This is a genomic window from Oceanidesulfovibrio marinus, assembly GCF_013085545.1.
In the GTDB taxonomy this organism is placed as follows: Bacteria; Desulfobacterota; Desulfovibrionia; order Desulfovibrionales; family Desulfovibrionaceae; genus Oceanidesulfovibrio; species Oceanidesulfovibrio marinus.
Window position 1 is genome coordinate 235,753 of sequence record NZ_CP039543.1, and the last position, 21,722, is coordinate 257,474.

17 protein-coding genes are annotated in these 21,722 nt (G+C 61.7%); 6 read left to right on the plus strand and 11 right to left on the minus strand.

Annotated features, from left to right (window positions below; all coding sequences use genetic code 11):
• The first annotated feature begins 236 nt into the window (after nt 1-236).
• From E8L03_RS01025 to E8L03_RS01045, 5 genes are all read left to right on the plus strand, one after another.
• Nucleotides 237-524: an ArsR/SmtB family transcription factor gene (locus E8L03_RS01025; protein ID WP_144234894.1), complete on the plus strand. Its 288-nt coding sequence runs from the start codon at nt 237-239 to the stop codon at nt 522-524.
• 285 nt (nt 525-809) lie between these two features.
• Nucleotides 810-1,790 carry an ABC transporter ATP-binding protein gene (locus E8L03_RS01030; protein ID WP_144234893.1) on the plus strand — a complete coding sequence of 327 codons (981 nt, stop codon included), beginning with the start codon at nt 810-812 and terminating at the stop codon, nt 1,788-1,790.
• The gene (locus tag E8L03_RS01035; RefSeq protein WP_144234892.1) at nt 1,787-2,524 is read left to right on the plus strand and encodes an ABC transporter permease; all 738 of its coding nucleotides are present in this window, start codon (nt 1,787-1,789) and stop codon (nt 2,522-2,524) included. The genes E8L03_RS01030 and E8L03_RS01035 overlap by 4 nt, the downstream gene beginning before the upstream one ends.
• Before the next feature lie 571 nt (nt 2,525-3,095).
• Complete coding sequence (locus E8L03_RS01040; protein WP_171266315.1) at nt 3,096-4,547, plus strand: catalase; 1,452 nt, start codon at nt 3,096-3,098, stop codon at nt 4,545-4,547.
• A gap of 416 nt (nt 4,548-4,963) precedes the next feature.
• Nucleotides 4,964-8,479: an autotransporter outer membrane beta-barrel domain-containing protein gene (locus tag E8L03_RS01045; protein ID WP_171266316.1), complete on the plus strand. Its 3,516-nt coding sequence runs from the start codon at nt 4,964-4,966 to the stop codon at nt 8,477-8,479.
• A gap of 116 nt (nt 8,480-8,595) precedes the next feature.
• Here the strand turns inward: E8L03_RS01045 and E8L03_RS01050 are convergent, their stop codons facing one another.
• The 3 genes from E8L03_RS01050 to E8L03_RS01060 all read right to left on the minus strand — a co-directional run bounded on the left by E8L03_RS01050 (nt 8,596) and on the right by E8L03_RS01060 (nt 12,662).
• Nucleotides 8,596-10,578, minus strand: a complete 1,983-nt coding sequence (locus E8L03_RS01050; RefSeq protein ID WP_171266317.1) for a cache domain-containing protein — start codon at nt 10,576-10,578, stop codon at nt 8,596-8,598.
• A gap of 474 nt (nt 10,579-11,052) precedes the next feature.
• Nucleotides 11,053-11,355 (minus strand): putative quinol monooxygenase, encoded by a 303-nt coding sequence (locus E8L03_RS01055; RefSeq protein WP_171266318.1) that lies wholly within the window; start codon nt 11,353-11,355, stop codon nt 11,053-11,055.
• Between the two features lie 470 nt (nt 11,356-11,825).
• A complete protein-coding gene (locus E8L03_RS01060; protein ID WP_171266319.1) occupies nt 11,826-12,662 on the minus strand; it encodes a nitroreductase family protein in 837 nt (278 codons plus the stop codon).
• A gap of 157 nt (nt 12,663-12,819) precedes the next feature.
• Between E8L03_RS01060 and E8L03_RS01065 the strand changes: the two genes are divergently transcribed.
• Nucleotides 12,820-13,410, plus strand: a complete 591-nt coding sequence (locus E8L03_RS01065; RefSeq protein WP_171266320.1) for a TetR/AcrR family transcriptional regulator — start codon at nt 12,820-12,822, stop codon at nt 13,408-13,410.
• 96 nt (nt 13,411-13,506) lie between these two features.
• Here the strand turns inward: E8L03_RS01065 and E8L03_RS01070 are convergent, their stop codons facing one another.
• The 8 genes from E8L03_RS01070 to E8L03_RS01105 form a co-directional block, all read right to left on the minus strand.
• On the minus strand, nt 13,507-14,931 hold the full coding sequence (locus E8L03_RS01070; RefSeq protein ID WP_144234885.1) for a carbon starvation CstA family protein: 1,425 nt from the start codon (nt 14,929-14,931) through the stop codon (nt 13,507-13,509).
• A gap of 138 nt (nt 14,932-15,069) precedes the next feature.
• The gene (locus E8L03_RS01075; protein ID WP_171266321.1) at nt 15,070-16,836 is read right to left on the minus strand and encodes a LytS/YhcK type 5TM receptor domain-containing protein; all 1,767 of its coding nucleotides are present in this window, start codon (nt 16,834-16,836) and stop codon (nt 15,070-15,072) included.
• A 13-nt stretch (nt 16,837-16,849) separates the two neighbouring features.
• Nucleotides 16,850-17,653 carry a LytR/AlgR family response regulator transcription factor gene (locus tag E8L03_RS01080; protein ID WP_171266322.1) on the minus strand — a complete coding sequence of 268 codons (804 nt, stop codon included), beginning with the start codon at nt 17,651-17,653 and terminating at the stop codon, nt 16,850-16,852.
• Between the two features lie 109 nt (nt 17,654-17,762).
• Nucleotides 17,763-18,272 carry a hypothetical protein gene (locus E8L03_RS01085; RefSeq protein ID WP_171266323.1) on the minus strand — a complete coding sequence of 170 codons (510 nt, stop codon included), beginning with the start codon at nt 18,270-18,272 and terminating at the stop codon, nt 17,763-17,765.
• 135 nt (nt 18,273-18,407) lie between these two features.
• Nucleotides 18,408-18,929: a hypothetical protein gene (locus E8L03_RS01090; RefSeq protein ID WP_171266324.1), complete on the minus strand. Its 522-nt coding sequence runs from the start codon at nt 18,927-18,929 to the stop codon at nt 18,408-18,410.
• A gap of 294 nt (nt 18,930-19,223) precedes the next feature.
• Entirely contained in the window at nt 19,224-19,697 is a 474-nt protein-coding gene (locus E8L03_RS01095) for a Crp/Fnr family transcriptional regulator (protein WP_171266325.1), read from the minus strand.
• A gap of 12 nt (nt 19,698-19,709) precedes the next feature.
• On the minus strand, nt 19,710-21,485 hold the full coding sequence (locus tag E8L03_RS01100) for a Na(+)/H(+) antiporter subunit D (RefSeq protein WP_171266326.1): 1,776 nt from the start codon (nt 21,483-21,485) through the stop codon (nt 19,710-19,712).
• Complete coding sequence (locus tag E8L03_RS01105) at nt 21,478-21,720, minus strand: hypothetical protein (protein ID WP_144234877.1); 243 nt, start codon at nt 21,718-21,720, stop codon at nt 21,478-21,480. Before E8L03_RS01105 ends, E8L03_RS01100 begins: the two co-directional genes overlap by 8 nt.
• Nucleotides 21,721-21,722: the final 2 nt, after the last annotated feature.

The window sequence follows — 21,722 nt, forward strand, 5'->3', positions numbered from 1 at the left end:
CGTGCCGAGTATATTCGCCGCCGGAAAAAGGCGTCCGCCTGCGCTGCATCGAACAGTAACCCCGTGCCCCGGCCTTGTGCGTCACGGCGCATGGGGCCGGGGCACGACTCGTCTTTCTGTTCCTTTTCCCAGACAGGAGACCGGGATGCGGGTTTCCCAACCCTCTTCATTTATCGCTCTTGACTCTCATGTTTGATAAGTATATTCGCAGTGACTAAAATGGATGGTGGTGATTCATGAGCGATTCGCAAAAACAGGCCCGGATATTCAAGGTGCTCTCCGTGACCACGCGTGTTCGGATGGTCGAGCTGCTGAAGTGCCGGCCCTTGTGCGTCAACGCTTTGGCCAGGCGGATGGACATTACGCCGTCTGCCGTGTCGCAGCATTTGCGAGTGTTGCGGGATGCCGAGATCGTCACTGCGGACAAGCAGGGCTACTTCGTTCATTACAAGGTCAACGAGGAGACGCTGGCGGAGTGGGAGGAGATCACGCGGCGTTTGTTCCGCATGGGCGACGAACATTGAACCGTTTTTTTCACCAATTGAAAACAGTATCCGCGCAGGTACTTTGCCAAATACCATAATGCATCACAACAAATCGTGCTGTAGCCAGGAACTTGAGAACACGCCACAGGGGGACTTCAGGAGCGGATCAAAACATGCCCCCGGCGACGCGCATCAGCTCTGTCTCCCTGAGAGCTATCTGAAAAAGCGGCGGATTCCCGATGCACCGGCCTGCGGCGCGCCATCTCCGGGGACACGGAAGCCTGGCAGTGATTCCAGAGCGCCGCGAGCGCAAGGAGCGTTCCGATGACAGACGAAGCCGTGGTCGTGAAAAACCTGACCAAACGGTTCGACGAGGTGCAGGCGGTCAAAGGGATCTCCTTCGATATCCACCGTGGAGAGCTGTTCGGGCTACTCGGCCCCAACGGCGCAGGTAAGACAACAACCATCAACATGCTCACCGGTCTGGCTCGCCCGGAATCCGGGGTGTTCCGTATATGCGGCGTTGATTGCACGAGGAAAACCAGGTCGGCTCAGCATCTCATGGGCGTGGTTCCCGACGAGAGCAACCTGTACCCCGAGCTGACTGGGTTCGAGAACCTGTGCTTCTGCGCGGCGTTGTACGGTATGCGCAGGGAAGAGCGGCAGGAGCGGGCGTGGTCGCTTCTGAAGGACTTCGGTCTGAAAGAGGCCGCGGAGCGCAGGTTCGGCGGGTACTCCAAGGGGATGAAGCGCAAGCTGACCATAGCGGCCGGGATCATCCACAAGCCGGAGATTCTTTTCCTCGACGAGCCCACCACCGGCATCGATGTGGCGAGTGCCAGACAGCTACGCCAACTCATATCCGATCTGCATGACTCCGGTACGACGATCCTGCTGACGACGCACTACATCGAGGAGGCGGAACGGTTGTGCGACCGCATCGCCTTCATCGTGTCCGGCCGGATCGTACGCATTGACTCGGTCGAGAACCTGGTACAGCCGCTCCAGTCCAGCCACGTGCTCGAGATAAGCTGCGAGGAAACGCTGCCCGGCGAACTGCAGCAGGCGCTCGCCGCGAGCTTTCCACAGCTCGTGGTTTTGCCGCCGGGGCACGGCACGGTCCGGGTGGAATCGAATGGGCCCATTCGTGTGGCGCCGCTGGTGCGGTTTCTGGAGGAAGGGGGCTACACGGTCTCCGAGGCGCGGCGGGTGCGCACCTCCCTCGAAGACGTGTTCGTGCGGGTAACGGGCATCGAGACAAAGCAAATGCGCGCGGAAAAGAACATGAGGAGTGGGCGGCCATGAAGCGCTGGATCGCGTATTGGAATATTCTGGCTAAGGACATGCGGACATATTACCTGAAGCCGCCGAACGTGAGCTGGGGGCTGATTTTTCCTCTGGCGTGGACCGGGATGTTCTTTATCCGCTCGGGCAGCGGCCTGGAAAGTGTTCCCCAGATACTGCCAGGGGTTGTGGCGATTTCCATACTGTTCGGTACGACTTCCATGCTCGCGGTGACGGTGACCTTCGAGAAGAAGAACCGTTCTTTTGAGCGGTTGTTGCTGGCGCCGATTCCCTTCGAACTCCTGATGCTGGCCAAAACCAGCGGGGCCATTCTGTTCGGTATTGTCAACGCCATGGTGCCGGTGGCGATGGCGTTGTTCCTGACTGACCTCGCACAGGTGAACTGGTGGGTGTTCGCGCCGGCCGTTATCCTCATCGCCGTGACCTCGACGTTCATGGGGTTGTTCATCGCAGTCGCTGTCAGCGAGGTTTTTGAGGCGCAGACATTTTCCAACTTCTTTCGTTTCCCCATGATCTTTCTGTGCGGGCTCTTCTTTCCCATAGAGAAGCTGCCCGTCGTGCTGCAGCCGTTTTCCTATGTTTTACCTCTAACATACGGGGCCGACCTCCTCCATGGATCGGTGCATGGCTCTCACGCCATGCCGTTTTTGTTTGATCTTCTTATCCTGAGTGTGTTCTGCGCTGGCCTGTTCATGGCGAGCCTGTGCAACATCAGGAAGCGCTGGATTGCGTGACTAGATTGAGCAGCAATGATTCCTACGTCGTGAAAGCAGTCAGGTACTTCCGGTGTAGTGATTCTCCAGCCGACGCATCTCTACCGCTCGACTGGGGGGCGACCCGACACGATAAAACCAATCAGCTTAAAAAACACTTGGTCGCGATAAGACGGCCACCTCGGCCAGCCGGCAGCCGGGCCTTGCGCTGTACTTGCCCGAGATCGGCCAGCGCTCAATACCGTTGCGCGACAGGCACCCAGTAAGGCCGGTGTTCTCCATCCCCGAAAAATCACCAACATATCATCACGCTTGGGGTGGTTGGGGCCGTGTGAAAAATACCTGTGAATTCAGAGTATTGTGCAGTTTTTGAGGATGCGCACACACGGCTTGGCCAATCTCCGCTACGGCCTGACAACCATTGAAAGAAGGTAGTCATGTAAGGGTGTTGAATAGGGAAAACCATTTTCCAAATGATGTGTCAGGTGTTGGTGTGCCTCGATTTGTTGACCAAAACTTTTCAGGCGTGCTAGGGTGGCGGCAGTTCTCTGAACCCTGTTTTGTTCAAAAAACACACTAAGGAGTGTTGCCAATGAGTGATGATCGCAAAGTATTGACCAACGATGCCGGAATCCCTGTAGCCAGTGACGAGTACTCGCTGACTGTGGGTCCGGATGGTCCCATCCTCCTGCAGGATCACTACCTGCTGGAGCAGATGGCCAACTTTAACCGCGAGCGTATTCCCGAGCGCCAGCCCCACGCCAAGGGCTCCGGCGCTTTCGGCTACTTCGAGGTCACCCAGGACGTGAGCGCCTACACTAAGGCCGCGGTGTTCCAGCCGGGCGTCAAGACGGACGTCTTCATCCGGTTTTCCACCGTGGCCGGCGAGCGCGGCAGCCCAGACACTTGGCGTGACCCCCGCGGCTTCGCCCTCAAGTTCTACACCACCGAGGGTAACTTCGACATGGTGGGCAACAACACCCCCGTGTTCTTCGTGCGCGACCCCATGAAGTTCCAGCACTTCATCCGCTCGCAGAAACGCCGGGCCGACAACGGCCTGCGCGACCACGACATGCAGTGGGACTTCTGGACCCTCTCGCCCGAGTCCGCCCACCAGGTGACGTGGCTCATGGGCGACCGCGGCATCCCCAAAACGTGGCGCCACATGAACGGCTACTCGAGCCACACCTATATGTGGGTCAATGCCAAGGGCGAGCGGTTCTGGGTCAAGTACCACTTCAAGACCGACCAGGGCATCGAGTTCCTCACGCAGGAAGAGGCCGACCGCATTGCCGGCCAGGACGGCGACTACCATCGTCGTGATCTGCACATGGCCATCAAGGAGGGCAACTATCCGAGCTGGACTCTGCAGATGCAGATCATGCCCTTCGAGGAAGCGCAGAACTATCGCTTCAATCCCTTTGACCTCACCAAGGTCTGGCCGCATTCGGACTACCCGCTGCACGAGGTGGGCAAGCTGGTGCTCAACCGCAACCCCACCGACTTCCACACCGAGGTCGAGCAGGCTGCCTTCGAGCCCAACAGCTTCGTGCCCGGCACCGGTCCCAGCCCGGACAAGATGCTGCTCGGACGCCTGTTCTCCTATGCGGACGCCCACCGCGCCCGCCTCGGCGTCAACTACAAGCAGATCCCGGTCAACAAGCCCAAGAGCCCGGTGCACAGCTACAGCAAGGACGGCGCCATGCGCGTGGAGAACGTGAGCGATCCTGTGTACGCGCCCAACTCCAAGGGCGGCCCGGCAGCGGATACCGAACGCTACTCCGAGGCGGCAATCTGGAGCGCCAGCGGCGAGTTCATGCGTTCGGCGTACACCCCGCACAAGGATGACGACGACTTTGTGCAGGCCAACACCATGGTCAACAAGGTCCTGGACGACGCCGCGCGCGACCGCCTGGTCTCCAACGTGGTGGGTCACCTCAAGCAGGGCGTGAGCGAGCCCGTGCTGGAGCGCGCTTTCCAGTACTGGAAGAACATCGACCAGACCATCGGCGAGCGCATCGAGAAAGGCGTGCGGGGAAGCTAGGTTTCCCGGTGCGTAGGTTGTTCGAGCCGCGCCATGGGTAGCTGTGGCCGGTCAGGACATGTGCGTATGATCTAAGGGCCTTTAACCGTGGATACTTTGTGGAAGGGGCGGTCATTGTTAATGACTGTCCCTTTCCTTTTGTGCTCCTGGCTGTTGGTTACTGTTCGACATCATTCATCAATTTATGTATGGGAAAGCGTTTTGAAGTTGGCAGCAAATGAAGCATCACCGGGCCAATCCGCACAACAGATTCGCGTTTGAAGCAGCTTTTGCCCTTCTGTATTAACGTTCGGCTGGTAGACGCAGGCGCAGTACTTTCGCATCCCTTGCATGGCAGGTGGACGTCGTCACCCCTTGCAGAATAGCAAGCGTGCCATGTACTTCCCGGAGGGGACCAATACTTGGGGACGACGAGAATGGACGCAACTACATCGTATTCAGTACACGGATGCCTGCGCCTTGCAATAGCCTGCCTTGCCATCTGGTGTCTGGGCGTCGGAACTTCGTTCGCCCAGAGCGTAAACGCCTACGATGACAGGTCATACAGCGACGCCATCGACGACGTGAACAGTGGCGGTGCGGACATCATTTCGTTCACCCCCGCCGCCGACACCACCATCACGCCGCCGGCCACTACTCTGAGCAACGCCGCCTCGTTCATCAACGACTCCGGGTATGCGGTGCGGCTCTTTGATACGACGAATGAATACTCCCTCAGCGCGGCATCGGGCGTCACGCTGGATTTCAGCGGCGCATCCCCGTTGTCCATCTCTGCCTCAGGGGCAGGTGATACCTCTGGCGTGTATGGCGCAGGGGCTTTGAATATAACATCCCTGGGCCTCAACACCACGCTGAGCGCTTCGAGTTCCGGTGTCTCTGGAAACGCCAGGGCCGTGTCTGCAAATAATGGCCTGGATATCGGCTTGCTGTCCGGCACGGTAAGCGCCGTGGAGACAGGCAGCTCTGGCTACGCCTGTGGGCTGTATTCGTCTTCAGGTGACATCAACATAACGACGCAGTCCGGGGCTGTGAGCGCTTCAAGCGACTCCAGCTATGCCTATGGCCTGAATTCGGATCACGGCAATATCGCCATCGGCACGCTGTCCGGGGCTGTGAGCGCCACGAGTACCGAAGACGACGCCTGTGGGCTGTATTCGTCTTCAGGTGACATCAACATAACGACGCTGTCCGGGGCTGTGAGCGCCACGAGTACCGGCAGTACGGCATACGGCATGTGGGCATTTGGCGGCGACATCGCTGTGGATCGGCTGTCCGGTGCAGTCATGGCGTCCTCTGTCAGTGATGATGCAGTCGGACTGTATGGCGGGCTTGGTGTCAACGTGGAGCGATTCAGCGGATCCATCACCGCGACCAGCTCGGACAGTGACGCGCTGGGCATCTATGCCGAGCAGAATCTCGACATTGACCAGCTCCTTGGGTCTATCACTGCCAGCGGCAACGTCGAAACATACGGTTTGAATGCGGATACGGCCACCATCGGCACACTGTCCGGATCGATAATGTCGCGAAGCTCCTTCTTGTATGCATCCGGTCTGTACGCTGATTCTGGATTGACGATCGATACATTCTCAGGGTCCATATACGCGAACAATAAAGGTGTGTTTGCAGAGGGAATCTCTTCAGGTGGGCAGAGCATCATCGGAACTCTTTCCGGAAATATTGCCGTGGAGTCCGGTGGACTTGCGACGGGGTTGATATCGTCAGGAGATCTGTCAATCAACCAGTTGTCCGGTTCCATCGTGGCGCGAAGCTATGGCGAGGCCGTGGGCATAGACGCATATGGGGATACGGTAATACGAGAGCTGTCAGGGGCAATTGTCGCGGAAAGCTCCAGGGACGCAGCATTTGGTTTATACTCCGCCGGTACGCTCAATGGTGGTGATGCAAGCACACCAGCCCGCATTACCGGTACAATCTCCATTGCCGGAGAGCACGGCGGGCCCGCTGTCATGAGTGACAAGGAAATGAACCTCTATGTGTCGGGTGCTCTCTCAGCCGTGGATACGTCCGGTCTCGGAGATGGGTTCGCCGTGTACTCCTCGGATCTTGACGACCTCCTGACCCTGGATTCGGCGCGGATTATCGGTAAGGTGGACATGGCCGCGGGCTCGGACCTCTTGACTTTGCTCGGCTCCGGAACCGCCACGGACCAGTTCCTGAACATCGAAGATCTGGTGGTGGGCAACGGCGCCACACCCACGCGCTGGGAGTGGGGAACGGGCACGGGAACCACACACTTCGATGCCGTGGACATCCTGTCCAACGCGGCGCTGCAGGTGGGGGCTGGCGCGGTTATCGACAGCCCGGTTTCTGTCCATGCCGGCGGCACCCTGGGTGGCTACGGCACCGTGGCCGGCAACGTAGTGAACTCGGGCACGGTGAGCCCTGGCGGCTCTATCGGCACCCTGACCATCAATGGCGACTACACCCAGACCGCCGGCGGCGCGCTGTTCATGGAGCTGGGCACATACACCCAGGACCAGCTCGTCGTGACCGGCGTGGCGAACCTGGATGGAACCCTGGTTGTCGTGCCCGAAGCCGGCGGTCTGTTCCGCTCCGGTTCGAGCTGGACCGTGCTCACAGCGGGCGGCGGCATCAACGGCGGGTTTTCCTCGACGCTTACGACTCAGTACTCGCCGACGCTGACCTTTCTGAGCACGCGAACCGGCGGCGTCCTCAGCGTGAGCGCCTATCGCTCGACGCCGTACACGGCCTTTGCCCTGGGCGAGCGCACCATGGGGCTGGCCCAGTTGCTGACCTCGGCAGCGGGCGATGCCACGGGCGAGATGGCCGAGATGCTGGCCGGGCTGGACTTCTCCTCCGAGGCCGAAATCAGCTACGCCATGGAGTCGCTCTCGGCCGAGTCCTACGGCGCCTTCAGCCAGAGCGCCCTGGAAGGCGGCCGGGCCTTGACCGCGGCCCAACGCGCCGGCCTGCGCAGCGGCGGCGTGGCCCCGGGCCGCACCTACGTCGGCGACCTGAATCAGGGCGGCGGCACCAGCAATGCGCTCAAGAATGTGGGGGATTCCACCGGCTTGGCCGCGGACGAGGCGCCCGGTTCGGCAGATTCGCCCGAGCTCACCGTGTTCCTGGAACCCTTCGGCATGCACGCCAACCAGGGCTCCAGCAGCGACCGCGTAGGCTACGACGCCATGACCTGGGGCCTTGCCGCCGGGTTCCTCTACCATCCGACAGAGAGCTGGACCCTGGGCATCGCGCCGGGCTTCTTCTCTCAAAGCCTGCAGGAAGACGGCCCGGGCGACGGCGAGGGCAGCGTGGTGGAGTGGTCCATCGCGGCCCTGATCGGCTACCACACGGATGATCTCTACCTCGATGGTATGGCCCGCCTCGGGTTCGACAGCTTTCGCTCCAACAAGGATCTGGTGCTGCCGGGTATGCCGCGCACAGCCGACGCGCGGTGGAATGGTACCAACCTGACCGTTGCGGTCGGTGGCGGCTATGACTTCCACGTCGGCGGCTTCACCTTCGGCCCGGTCGGCTCCCTGGCCTGGAGCAATCTGCACGAGGATGGCTTTGAGGAAACCGACGCCGGCCTGCTGGGCCAGCACATCCGCGCGCGGAACTCGCAGTCTTTGAACACGGAGCTCGGTGCGCGCATCACCCGGACCTTCGAGAGCGAGTACGGCGATATCACGCCGGAGCTGCGCATGGTCTGGAACGCCGAGTGGCTGGACGGCGGCCGCTCCATTTCCTCGTCCTTCATCGGCTACGCCGGGGGCAGGTACTCGGCGCAGCTGGCCGACCAGCGCTACCACGCCGGCCTGCTGGACGCCGGGCTCACGTGGGCCGTGACCGACCGGTTCAGCATCGTGGCCCGCAGCAGCGTGGAGCTTTTCCGGCCGGACCACGACTCCCTGTCCGGCAGCCTGCGCCTGCAGTACACGTTCTAGGACAGGGCGGACGTCACAACAGCGCGGACTGCTCAACAGAATCAAAGAGAAAGGGGATGGTCGATTGGCCATCCCCTTTGTTTTTGGAGCGTATTGCGCAGGCGGTGGGGGGCGGATCAAAGCGGTACAAAGATGAGACAGACGATGTCGTTGTCGTAGCCGTCGCTGCACTTGTACTCGCGGTAGCCGGAGGATATCTGCCGGCCCACGGCGTAGCTGCTGCCGTCCATCTGGACCACGCTGGAGGAGCGCTCGCTGTTGGCCCCGCTGAAGAGCGCGTCCGGAAGACGCAAGGTTGTCCCCGGCTGAAAAGCGTCGCTGGTGGAGGCGATGACCATCTTGTGCCTGTCGGCAAAGACGCCGAAGCTGCCGTCGAGGATGCGCTTTTTCTCGTCGCGGGGCAGGATGTCGCTGAGCATGCTCATGAACTGCGGCTCGGCGTCGAAGACGATCTGGATGACACCCACGACGCGGTCGGCCACCTCCGGATGGCGCACGGCCGTGGTGTAGACATACGTGGGCCGGCCGCCGTAGAGGGGCGTGGGCTCGAAGCAGGAGACCGCGTACTCCTTGCTGGACTTGAGCTCCAGCGCTCGCTTGACCAGCCCTCGTTCCAGCTGCGTGCCCACGAGCTCCTGCCCTGTGGGCAGCCCGTCCTTGACCAGCCGCTCCTCCAACTCCTCGGGCGGGTTGGACACGGCAACCACCGTACCGTTGGTGTCAGCCAGGACCAGCCGCAGGTATGGCGTGTACAGGTTGTTGATATACTGAAGATTCGCCGTCAGACTGTGGCGCTCGCCATCGTTTAGGCTCTGGTCCGCATGCCTGGTCAGGAGCTGGCGGAACAGGGGCGTCAACGCCCACCAGCACACGTCGTTGGCGCGCTCGTACAGGTTTCGGTCCGCAATGTTGTTGCCCTGGAAGGCCCGGAACTCCAGCTCGCCGAAAAGGGACGTGACCACGGTCTTCTGCAGGTTGCGGATGGCCTCGGAGAAAAGGTCGTCTATCTCGTCGCCGATCCAGTCCACAAAGCGGAGCACCTCCACAAAGCCGTCGGCCATGTGCCTGGCCGCCTTCACCTGGCCGTTGATGCTGTCCAGCTTCATGTCGGCCAAAAGATCGTCGGACTCGTCTTTGATGATGCTCAGCTCGCCGGAAAAGCTGTGCAGGTTTTGGAGAAACGCCTGCTCCAGGCCGAACTCCGAATGCTCCTGCCGGAAGGCGGCGGAGACATCCATCATGGCCAGGCCGTACCATGTAAGCCCGTAGAATCCCTGATATCCGTCAGTGGCTACGGTGCTTACAATGTACGACTTCCCCTGGAACGGCATGATCCGGAAGTCGGCCTTGATATCCACGTCCACGCGGGAGCCTTTGGGCAGGATGCCGGTCTCGCTGGAGCTGAGCACAGCGCCGTTTTCGTTCAGGATGGCGACGACCATCTGCTCGTTGCCCTGGCTCAGGTCCTTGAAGATGCCGGCCATCTCGTCGTCAAAGGAGAAGCACAGGCAAAGCGTGCCCAGCGCGGCATGGGTGTTCGGGTCCTCGATTTTCTGGGCGTAGACTAGGGTATCGCCGCGGCCGGGCTTCAGGTCCGTGGGCCGGAAAAATTCGATGTACTTGTCCTCGTCGTGCCGGCTGTGCAGGTCGATGGCCTGCGCCTCGGACAGACACGGATCGTTGGAGCGTGCAATGCGGTTGTTCGGGTCCAGGTTGGCCTGGACGACGCCGTTCCGGTCCACGATAACAATCTCGTCATACACGGTATATTCGTACTGGTACTCGGCCAGCCGCGCCCGGATACGCTCGCGTTGCCCGTCGAGCTCCTGGCTGTCCGCACTATCCAACGCCATGCGCAGCAGATTGACTATCTCGGCATCGGTGGCCAGGTATCCGACATCGGCAGTTCTTTCAAAGAGGTTACGTTTGAGGATATTGATCGCGAATTTAGCGGCGTCCGTGACTTCAAAAACGGTTTTCTTGGCCATCTCAAACAGTATGGCATCGACAAGGCTTTCCTGGATGCCGATATACTTCTCTTTGGTTGCGCCCATGTCGTTGATGAGCGGTGCAAATAGCCGCGCAGCAACATCTTCCATGCGTCCGGCCTCGATCATGCCGGCTGTTATGGCGCCATCCCAACGTTTGTTAATGGAGCGAAAGGACGAGATATATCCATGCACGACAGGTATGGACCCTATCAGTGCGTCTTTATAGGTTGTGATTGCGCTGCTATCCAAGGCTTTCCCCCCTTGCTACACCTGCAGCCAATATATAAATTACAAATATGTGAAGACATAATATTGATTACATAGCGAGGTCAAGAGGGAATTTACAATGATGGCTATTTCGGGCCAGCTCCCTACGGCATTCCCAATGGGTGTTGGTGCGGCACTGTATTGATCACTGTCGTGGATGCATTCGACAAAGGGCATAGACAGAGACCAGGACCGCGGCGTCCTGGTGGTCAGAGGACGCGGTGCCGGAGGGGCGATACGGCCGAGAGCGCCGTCAGGGGAGGGGGAGAGGAGAAAGCGCCGCCGCAGATGGTGTCAGCGGCGGCGCAGTTGCTATTAAAGTGCAGACTTCCAGAGGGTCACATCGAGATCGGCGGCAAGGTGGGGGCCGGCGACCTCAACGAGTTTTTGCAGGTGGGGCGTCTTCAGATGGATGTCCAGGTCTTCCTTGCTCCGCCAGCTTTCATGCAGGTAGATCTGGTCGGCCTCGCCATCCATGGGCACGTGGGGGACGTAACTGTTGCAACCTTCCTCGGCGCGAGTCTTGGCCACAACCTCGGGCAGATAATCGAGCACGCTCTGGGGGATAGGTCCCTTGAACTTCAGCATTGCCAGCACGATAACGGGTTCATTGCTCATCAATGGTCTCCTTGTCGCGTGTTCTTTGGCATGGCTGTGTGCCGCGCGCACCAACCGACGCTGCCAGAGCGAGTGCCACACAATCATGCCTGGCCTGCTGCAGGCCACTCCGTGTGCTGTGCGTCCGCATGCAGCGGAATCAGGGTGATGCTGTCCGGTGCAGCGGTCTGGCGCATTGCCAAGCTGTACGCGGGCTTTCGCCTGCCGCGCGCCAGTCCGCACAATCCATTTTGCGGCAGGGTACCGTATACGCCCTTGCGGAGCCAGTGCAGAGTGCGCCGATGATGGGAATTGTGCCGCCGGGGCGGCTTTATGAACGCATTCCGGGGCGGTGACTATCGCGGTGCCTGCCATGGGTCTGAATCTTTCACAGAACATACTGTATTTCTTGACCAAAACGCAAAGAGCCCGCCGAAGCGGGCTCCCTGTGCTGCTCAACCAAAAGGGCGCGGTCTGCACCGCGGTGGGGATCAGAAGGTATTGATGACGTTGATGTTGGCCGGCGAGTGCTGCACCGTGCGGTGGTACCGGACGGCCGGCGCGCCAAAGGCCATGGCGTAGCCGATTTTATGATCCTCCGGGATGCCGAGGCGTGCGGCTAAATCCGGAGAGGAGTCGCGCACGCACCAGGTGAGCATACCGTTCCAGACCGTGCCCACTCCCCAGGACTGAGCAAGAAGATCGAAGTAGCTCAGCGCGATGAGGCTGTCCTTGTCGTAGCTGGGGGCTTTGGTGGACGAGCTGGCGATGAGGACATGCGGGGCGCCGCGGAGGATGAAATCCGTCGCATACTCCGGGTCCGCGTCACGGAGCCGCCGCATGTACCGGCTGAGCATGGTGTCCTCTTCCGGCGGGATGGAGGACAGGAGCTCTTCGAGTCTCTTGTACAGCGCGGTTCGGAGCGCGTTGGTCGCTTCCATGGTCCGGGTGACGGTGAACAGAACCTGCCGCGCGTTTACGCCGGTGGGCGCGTGCAAGGCGGTTTCCAGAAGAGTGTTCAGGGTTGTCTCGTCCAGACTTTTCTGCTTGTAGCGGCGGACCGAGCGGCGGCCCTTGATGAGCGTGGACATGGACTCGGCAGTGGGGAACGCGTCCTTGATGGCAAGGCTTTCGTCCGGATTCTTTCCCAAAATTGAAATCGCGGCCGTCGGGCATACGGCCAGGCAATGCTGGCAGCCTATGCAGTTGTTTTCGGCGATTATGGAAGGATAGCCGCCGTCCTCCATGGCGATAACCTGGACGGGACAGTCTGCCACACACTCGCCGCACTGGATGCAGCGATCCTGATTCAATTTGAAATCGATCATGCGTTTCTCCGGGGGATCTTTTAATAAAACAGGGTGTTGGGCGACAAGTGCGCCATAGCTGGCTTTTTCAATACGAACCGTCTCGTAATATTATTCGGACGGGCTTGTCAACAGCCAGGGAATCGATCATGCTTCGGTCGCGAAGGAGATGATTTTCATGACGAAACCAACGGCCGGCAGGCCGCGTAGCGAAGAATCACTGGCAGCAATCCTCAGGGCAACCAATGAGTTGTTGCGGGAACAAGGCCCCTGCGCCATGACTGTGGAGGGCATCGCCCGCCGCGCCGGCGTGGGCAAGCAGACCATCTACCGCTGGTGGCCCTCCAAGGCGGACGTCGTGCTGGAAGCGATCATGAAGCACGAGGATATGGCCATCATCGCGCCGGATACCGGATCACTGCACGATGACCTGCACGAGTGTTTGCGACGGGTTGTCGCGACCTTCAGCGGTTGGGCGGGGTGCTACTTGCGATGCCTCATCGTCCACGCTCAGATGGACGAGGCGTTCCGTGATCGCTTCCAGGACAACTTCGTCCAGCTGCAGCGCACGGTGCTGGACTCCGTCTTCGCCAAGGCAGGGGAGCGCGGCGAGATAAATCCCGAGGCAGACCTCGGCTTTGCGGACGACATGGTCTTCGGAATGGTGTGGTATAGGCTGCTCAACGGCCACGCCCCGCTCGACGATGGTTTTGCCGCCGAGCTTGCGACAGCAGTCCTTGCCTACATTCTTGGCTGTCCGTCGTCCTGATCCTGCAGAAGACGTCTTCCGTCGGTATTTCCCGATCAAACAAAAAGAGCCCGCCTTTCGGCGGGCTCTCGTGCTTGCGATGGTTGCGCAGTGTCCCTACGCTGGGCTGCTGGGCACGCCGTTGCGGCAGCAGCGTCCCACATAAACCAGGAACAGGATGAGCGACGCGACGCCCGAGGCAACGCCGACTCCATTGGACAGCGCCGCGGGCAGATTGAGGCCGATGGGCGCCTGCAGGATGAAGCTCACCACCACGGCGGTCATGAACACGGCCGGGATTGTGGCTATCCAGTGGAAGCGCTGGTTCTGGGCGAAGTAGATGGCCGAAGCCCACAGCACCAGGGTCGCCAGGGTCTGGTTGGACCAGCCGAAGTAGCGCCAGATGATCGCGAAGTCCTGCGTGGAGATGACGAACGCGATGACGAACAGCGGGATGGCGATGAGCAGGCGCTTGGCTGCCTTGACCTGCGGGATGTTGAACGCGTCCGCCAGGATGAGGCGGGTGGAGCGGAACGCGGTGTCGCCGCTGGTGATGGGCAGCACGACAACGCCGAGGATGGCCAGGAAGCCGCCCACGTGGCCCAGCAGGGAGTTGCAGACCTCGTTGACCACGCCGGCCGGGGAGGCGGCGGCGATCACGGACTGCATGGCGGCCGGGTTGTCATAGAAGGAGAGGCCGGCCGTGGCCCAGATCAGGGCGATGATGCCTTCCACGATCATGGCACCGTAGAACACCATGCGGCCGCGGTTCTCATTCTGGATGCAGCGCGCCATAAGCGGCGACTGCGTGGAGTGGAAGCCGCTGATGGCGCCGCAGGACAGGGTGATGAACAGCAGCGGCCAGATGGGCTTGTCGCCGGGGTGCGTGTTTACGGCGAAGTCCAGGGAAGGGATATGGTACCCCTTTATTACCAACGCGACCACGACGCCGATGGACATGAACAGCAGAAGCGCGCCGAAGATGGGGTAGAGCCGGCCGATGAGCGTGGAGATGGGCAGGATGGTGGCCAGGAAATAGTAGAGAAAGATGATGCCCACAAGGAGCTGCACGTTCATGCCGAGCATCTGGCCGAGCAGCTTGGCCGGGCCAAGTACGAAGACCACGCCCACGAGCAGCAGCAGGATGACGGAGAACACGCGCATGACCTGTCGGGCGGACATGCCCATGAAGTTGCCCACGACCTCGGGGATGGACTGACCCTTGGAGCGTACGGAGAGCATGCCGCTCATGTAGTCGTGCACGCCGCCGGCGAAGATGCAGCCGAACACGATCCAGAGCAGGGCCGAGGGGCCGTACAGAGCGCCCAGGATGGGGCCGAAGATCGGGCCCAGGCCGGCGATGTCCAGCAGTTGGATGAAGTAGACTTTCCACGTGGCCATGGGGATGAAGTCGCAGTCGTCCCGGTACTCGCAACATGGAGTCGGCCGGTCCGGATTGATGACGAAGATGCGCTCCACCACCTTCCCGTAGACGAAATAGCCGGCGACAAGCGCCAGCACGCAGATAAAGAAGAACGACATAAGTGCTGCCTCCCTTGAAGAGATGTAGATTCGGTACACGCCATATAGACGGAACCCGGTGTTCCGGGGAGGCGTTATTCCCGAATCGACACAATGACGGCGCGAGTGGTCGCCAGGAAGGAGCGAGCGCTCGTGCCGTCAGGACACGGCGTTTTCGCGACCGACGCTCGCCAGCACGGCGTCGGGGGAGGAGAGGGGGGTGCTCGGTATGGTCAGCTCCACACGGGTGCCTTTGCCGGGGGTGCTTGCGATGGCCAGGCCGTGCTCCGGCCCGAAGAGCTGGCCGAGGCGGGAGTTGCAGTTGCGAACGCCGATGCCGCCTTCGAGGTGTTCGGACTCCTGTGACGGGGCGAGCATCTCGGCGATGACCTGTGGCGGCATGCCGACGCCGTCGTCCTCCACGCACACGCGCAGCACGTCGTCATCCACGCGGACAGTCAGGCGGACTACGCCGCCGGACTCCCGGCCCAGAATGCCGTGGCGTACGCCGTTTTCCACAAGAGGCTGCACCAGAAGCGGCGGGGCCAGCCATGCCTCGGCTTCCGGAGCGATGTCCTCCTCGTAGCGTATCCGGTCGCCGAAGCGTGCCTTCTCGATGGAGATATAGGATCGCACGCGGGAGAGCTCTTCGGCAAAGGGGATAAATCCGCGGGAGCTGTCCAGGCTCTGGCGCATGTAGTGGGAGAGGTCCAGCAGCAGCTCGCGCGCCTGGCGGGGCGAGGTGCGGCAGAACGAGGCGATGGTGTTCAGGGAGTTGAAGAGGAAGTGGGGGTTGATCTGCGCCTGGAGCCGGCGGATCTCCGCGTGGGCCAGGAGCTGGTTCTTGATCTGGATGTCTTCGAGCTCAAGCTGGGTGGAGAAGATGTCGGCCAGACCCTTGGCCAGCTCGAAGCGGGTGTGGTCCAGAGGCTTGTCGGCCGTGCCGTAGAGCTTGAGACAGCCCACGATGCGCGACGATTTGCGCAGCGGCACGATGATGGCCTCGGTCAGCGGACAGGTCGTCACGTCGCAGCCGATCATCTCGCGGTCGCGGATGAATACCCCTTCGCCTTCTTCCAGGGCCTTTTTCGTGGCTTCGGTGCGTATGGGGCTGCCGGGCACGTGGTGGTCGCCGCCATCGCCCATGTGTGCCAGCACGCGGTCCTTGCTGGTGATGTCCACGGCGGCTACCGGGATGAGGTCGTAGATGATCTTTGCCGTGGCCCGGGCGGACTCCGGGTTCAGGCCCCGGCGCAGCAGGCCCACGGTCTGGTTGACGATGGAGAGGATCTGGTGCGTCTGGCCGGAGTCGCGCTTGTCCCGGAAACGGATCTGCATGGCCAGGAGCTCCACGAACAGCGACGCGCCCAGGGCGTTTACCAGGATCATGGGGCCGGCAATGATCTGCACCAGGGCGAGGGCGTCCGTCGTGGGCTTGGAGAGGGACGCCACCAGGACCATGTGCACGGACTCGCCCACCAGGGCGATGCCGCCGGCATATCCCCAGTGCAGGCGGCGGTTGCCCAGCCGTCTGGCCACCAAGCCGGCAGCCAGGCCCTCCAGAACGGTTGCCAACGAGCACGGCAGGGCGCTGAAACCAGCGATGTCGATGAGGTAGCGGTGGCCGCCGGCGATGAGCCCGGCGCCAAGCCCCATGGCCGGCCCGCCGAACAGCCCAGCCGTGATCACACCCATGGCGCGCATGTTGGCGTAGGACTGGAACACCACGTTGCCAGAGTACGTGCCCAGGACGCCGAACAGGCCGAACAACAGGGTCTGCGCAACCCACGTCCGGCGGGAGGGCTTGCGCGTCAGGCTGATCCGGCCCAGCGGGGTCAGGGTGAGGACGGCCACGCCGCCGGCCAGGAGCAGGCCGAAGCGCTGGGACAAGGTGACGAAGAGTTCTGGCAGATAATCAGGCAGCATGGGCGCTCCGGAGTCAGTCGAGGCCGAGACGTTGCTTAAGCTCGGATACACGGCTGCGTCCCACGGTCACCTGCGTGCGCGCAGGGTCGTCCAGGACGATGATGTACTTGCCGCTGTGGTACGGCGCCACCTCGGCGATGCGTTCCAGGTTGACCATGGCGGAGCGGCCGATGCGGAAGAACCGCTCGCACTCCAGGCGCTCTTCCAGGGCGGCCATGGTGGATACGTTGTGGAAGGGCAGGCGCTCGTCGCTGGGGCCGTCGGCCAACCGGGCCAGCACGCGCTTGCCGTCAACTTCGAAGAGTAGGACGTCTTCGGCCGGGGTCAAGCGGATGCGTCCTTCCCGGATCAGCGGAATACGGTTGCGCTCACCGCACGGTTGGGCCGTGCCGCGAAGCTCGCGCAGCAACCGGCGCAGCGTCGAGCTTTCCTCGTGCCTGTCCGGATGCATGGCGGCCAGGCGCTGCCGTGCGCGATCCAGGCAGGCGGCCAGCCGCTCCTCGGAGACCGGCTTCAGCAGATAGTCCAGGGCCTCGGCCTCGAAGGCCTGCACGGCGTACTGATCGTAGGCGGTGACAAAGACGAAGAGGGGCGGATGGTCCAGCTCCAGCGCGCGCTCCAGAATCTGGAACCCGCCCATGCCGGGCATCTGGATGTCCTGGAACACGAGGTCGGCGCCGTCGGTCTCCAGAATGCTAAGCGCCTCGTCGGCCGTGGCGGCCTGGCGGGTCTGCACGTCGGGATGGTCGGCCAGCAGATAGGCGAGTTCGTCACGCGCCGGGGTTTCGTCGTCCACAATGAGCGTCCGAATCGTCATAGGGCAACCCATACGACCGAACAACGATTTTGTCCACGCACCGGCGGGGAATGCACAGGAGGGGAAGAATTCCCTGATCGTTCACCAGGACGGCGGCTTTTGGCTCAGCTCATCCCAGCATCTCGCCAAGGAGCTGCTCGGCCAGCTTTTGCTCCGGCTCGCGGCCGATGCGGATGGAGTCGAGCAGGCCAAGGGCCGTGTGCATTGCGGCGTCGTATCTGGCGATTTCCGGGACCGATCTGTAGAGAGGCGAGAGGCTGACGCCGCGGTGCTCGCCATTGGGATACGGCCAGACGTAGTACTCACCAGCCAGGTCCGTGGGGGCGGAGTCCTGCATCTCGGGCGAGACAAAGGCCGTGGGCACGCCGGTGACAGTGGCGCCGATGTCCGGCGGGAAGGCGTACTTGACGCCATGGATGAGGAACTCGATCAGGGCCTCGTTACGCGGGCGCTTGTGCATGGGGTCGAACAGCGCGGCCCGGGTGGCGCGTTTGACGGCGCTATGGGCCATGGACGGGCTCATGCCCAGCTGGTAGGCCAGCCGGTCGTAGCTCCACTCCGGCGGCGGCGACACTGCCAGCTTGAGCATGACCAGGACATCCTGCGGCAACAGGTTCATGTCTCTTCCGTATTCTAGAATCTAGAATACCACAAGTTCAAAATGGAATGTCGGGAACAGGCGCGCCGGAGCATGCGTGCGCGCAAAAAAAAGCCGCACCCGGAGGCGCGGCTGAATAAAACCGGTGCGCGTGCTCTACTGCGTCTGGCCGGCGGCTTTTTTCGAGTACACGATCAGTTCGTTCAGGTTGAGCTGGATGAAGTAGTCCGGCGCGTCCCACAGAGTGTAGATGGGCGTTACCTCGTCAGGCTCGCCGAACTGCTCGCGCAGCCTCTTTTCCAGCGCCGGGGTGGTCAGAATGCTGAAGCTGGCGATGATGCCGTCAAAGCTGTCGGTTTTCTTGTTGCAGAGGTAGAGCACGGTGATGAGCGAGAAGTCTTCGTACTCCAGCTTCTCGTGGAGCCTGGAGCGCACGCTGTACTGCGACTTGGCCACGATATCCGGGTCGTAGGTCAGGCGTAGCTCACGGGTCTTGTCGTCCCACAGCGGGGCAAGCTGCGCATCCTTCCAGTCGGAGTCCGTAAACGCCTCGGAGCACTTGGCGCCATAGGGCACGTCGCCTATGCCTTCGTTGATCTCCATGGCGCGGGCGCCGGCAGGAACAAGGGCCGCGAAAACCAGAACACACACCAGCATAGCAAACAGCGGACGCATCATGGTAGCCTCCTCGGGCCAAAATCGTATGCGGCGGAACGGGTGCGCACAGCCCGCCGCCGTGATGGTTCGGCTGGAAAATCCAAATCCCAGAATAGGGAAATTGTTACATACGCAGGCAGGTAAGGCAATTGGGGATCGGCTGATATTCTGCTTCTGTTGCGCCAGCTGCGCGGCGCATCCGACGTCATGGCAGTGTTACTTCCCGTTCGTTTCCAGAGAAGAACGCAAAGCCAAAGAAAAGGCGCCGGCGAAAACACTCGCCGACGCCTTGAAAGCGTTGTTCTGCGGTCGCGCCTATAGCGCGTTCTTCAGATCCGGATGGTGCGAGAGCATGCTCATGAACTGTTCCGTGCGTGTGAACAGCTGGTCGAGCACGGACTCCATGAACGCGTGGTACAGGAGGTAGCCCAGGGTGTGGTCCTCGTCCATGATGCGCCGGAGCTCGTTCCCGTTGATGCGCACGAAGCGGCTGGCTCCGCGGCACCGCGCCGTGGCGCGTCTGGGCTGCTGGTGGGCCAGGGCGGTCCAGCCGAAGCAGTAACCGGGCTGCACCGAGGAGAAGATGACCTGTGCATCCTTGGAGAGCGCGTGCTCCAGCACGGCCTCGCCGCTCAGGACGATGTAGAAAATGTCGCCTTCCTCGCCGGCGTTATAGACGATGTCGCCGTCCTCGAGGTCGATCGCGTCGGCGACATCGCGCAGCTTCTTGAGCTTGTCGTCGGGCAGGTTTTCGAACTGGGGAATGCGCAGGTCGTCCAGGGTGATCATCTATTATCTCCGTCAGTTGGTAAACATGTAAAGGATAAGGAAGGTCACGAGACCGGCCGCGAGCAGGCCGGTCAGGCCCACAGGCGTGGTGTTCGTCTCGAAGCTCTGCTCAAGGTCGCGCAGTCTGCGGTCGCGTTCCTCGGTGCTCAGCACGGACCAGAAGGGCAGAAGGGCCATGCGCGCCAGCTTGTACGGCGCGTTGGAGCAGGCGCTGATCACGGCGCCGGTGGCCTTGTTCACGATAAGCTCGTCGCTGAGCTTGTTCAGGCCGTTGAAGAACTTGTCCAGCAGCCAATACAGCCCTTTGAAGCCACGGCGGTAGAAATAGTCCACGTCCAGCAGCACGGAGCGCACATGCATGGGCAGCACGCCGGCCAGGGCCATGAGGGCGAAGGAGCCGGCCGCGAAGAGCAGGAGCTCGAACTGTGTGATGACGTGCGAGGCGGTGTAGGCGTTGTAATCCACCGGGAAGGGCAGCAGGCGATAGAGCGGCTGCGGGAAGATGCCCAGGCCGATGCACAGAAGCGAGGCAGCGCCCATGGCGATGAGCATGTGCCGCGGCGCCTCGGGCGGGCGCAGGCCGGAATCGTTACCGAAGAAGGCGTAGTACGGCACCTTCACGCCGGCGTAGAGCATGGCTCCGGCCGAGGAGAAGAGCAGTGCGAACCAGACCCACATCAGGTGTTCCTCACCGGCGGCCGAGGTGATCATGGCCTTGGTGGGGAAGCCGACCAGGAACGGCACGGCCGAGAGCGCAGCCGCGCCCACCATGCAGAACACGGCGGTCCACGGCATGGTGCGGTACAGGCCGCCCAGCTCCGTCACCTTGGTCTTGCCCGTGCGGAAGAGCACCGCGCCCAGGGCCATGAACAGCAGGCCCTTGTACAGGATGTGGGCAAAGGCGTAGGCGCAGGCGCCGTTGATGGACAGCTGCGTACCGATGCCGATGCCGACCATCATGAACCCGACCTTGTTGATGATCGAGTAGGAGATGACGCGGCGCAGGTCGTTGGCGAGCATGCCGTAGAACAGCGGGAAGATGGCCATGACCACGCCGATCCAGATGAGGAGCTCCGTGCCGGGGAACCCGCGCGCCAGGGCATACACCGCGCTCTTGGTGGTAAAGGCGGAGAGGAAGACCGCGCCGGCGTATCCGGCCTCGGGGTAGGCGTCGGTGAGCCAGGCGTGCAGACCGGGCCAGGCCGAGTTGATGCCGAAGCCGATGAAGATGAGCCAGGACGCCGTGGAGTCCAGCCCGATGTACTCGAAGGCCAGGGAGCCGGTCTCATGGACGTACATGACGATGCCGCCCAGCAGGACCAGGCCGCCCAGGGCGTGGAAGAGCATGTAGCGGAAGCCCGCGCCCTGCGAACCGCTGGTGCGGCGGCACCAGATGATGACCGCGGCGGTGACGGTGAGGGACTCCCAGAACAGGAACATGGTCAGCAGATCACCGGCAAAGACAACGCCCACGGCCGCGCCTGCATAGAGCATGGCGAATGTTCGCTCCAGGTTGGACTTCACGCTCAGCGCGAAGCACATGCCCAGGGCGGCGGCGATGTGGAAAATGGTGGCGAAGACGAGGGCCAGGTTGTCCACGCGCAGGGGCTCGATGGTGAAGCCCAGGAAGCTCCAGTGGTAGTAGGAGCCGTGGGGCAGCAGGAGCATGTTGTACAGGCTCAGCAGCGGCAGCGCCACGAGGTAGACGTCCTTGCCCCGGCCTTCCCTGAGCAGCGGAATGAGCAGCGCGCCGAGAATGAGGAAGAGTGCGGGATGGGTCTCAATCATAGAAGTTCTCCCGCCGGCGGACCAGAGGCGCGAGCAGGTACCTGGCTCCAAGGGCCAGGACGACGCCGGAAATAAAGCCGAACGCGCCGTAGAAGCCGTCCCAGTCCTCGCAGGCGAAGTGGGAGTGCTTCTCGGCCACGAACTCCATACCAATCAAAGCCACGGCGCCGATGCCGAGAATCCACATCATGGTGCGCCTGTTGGCCAACGGTTCGAGAAAGGATGTTTTCGCCATGA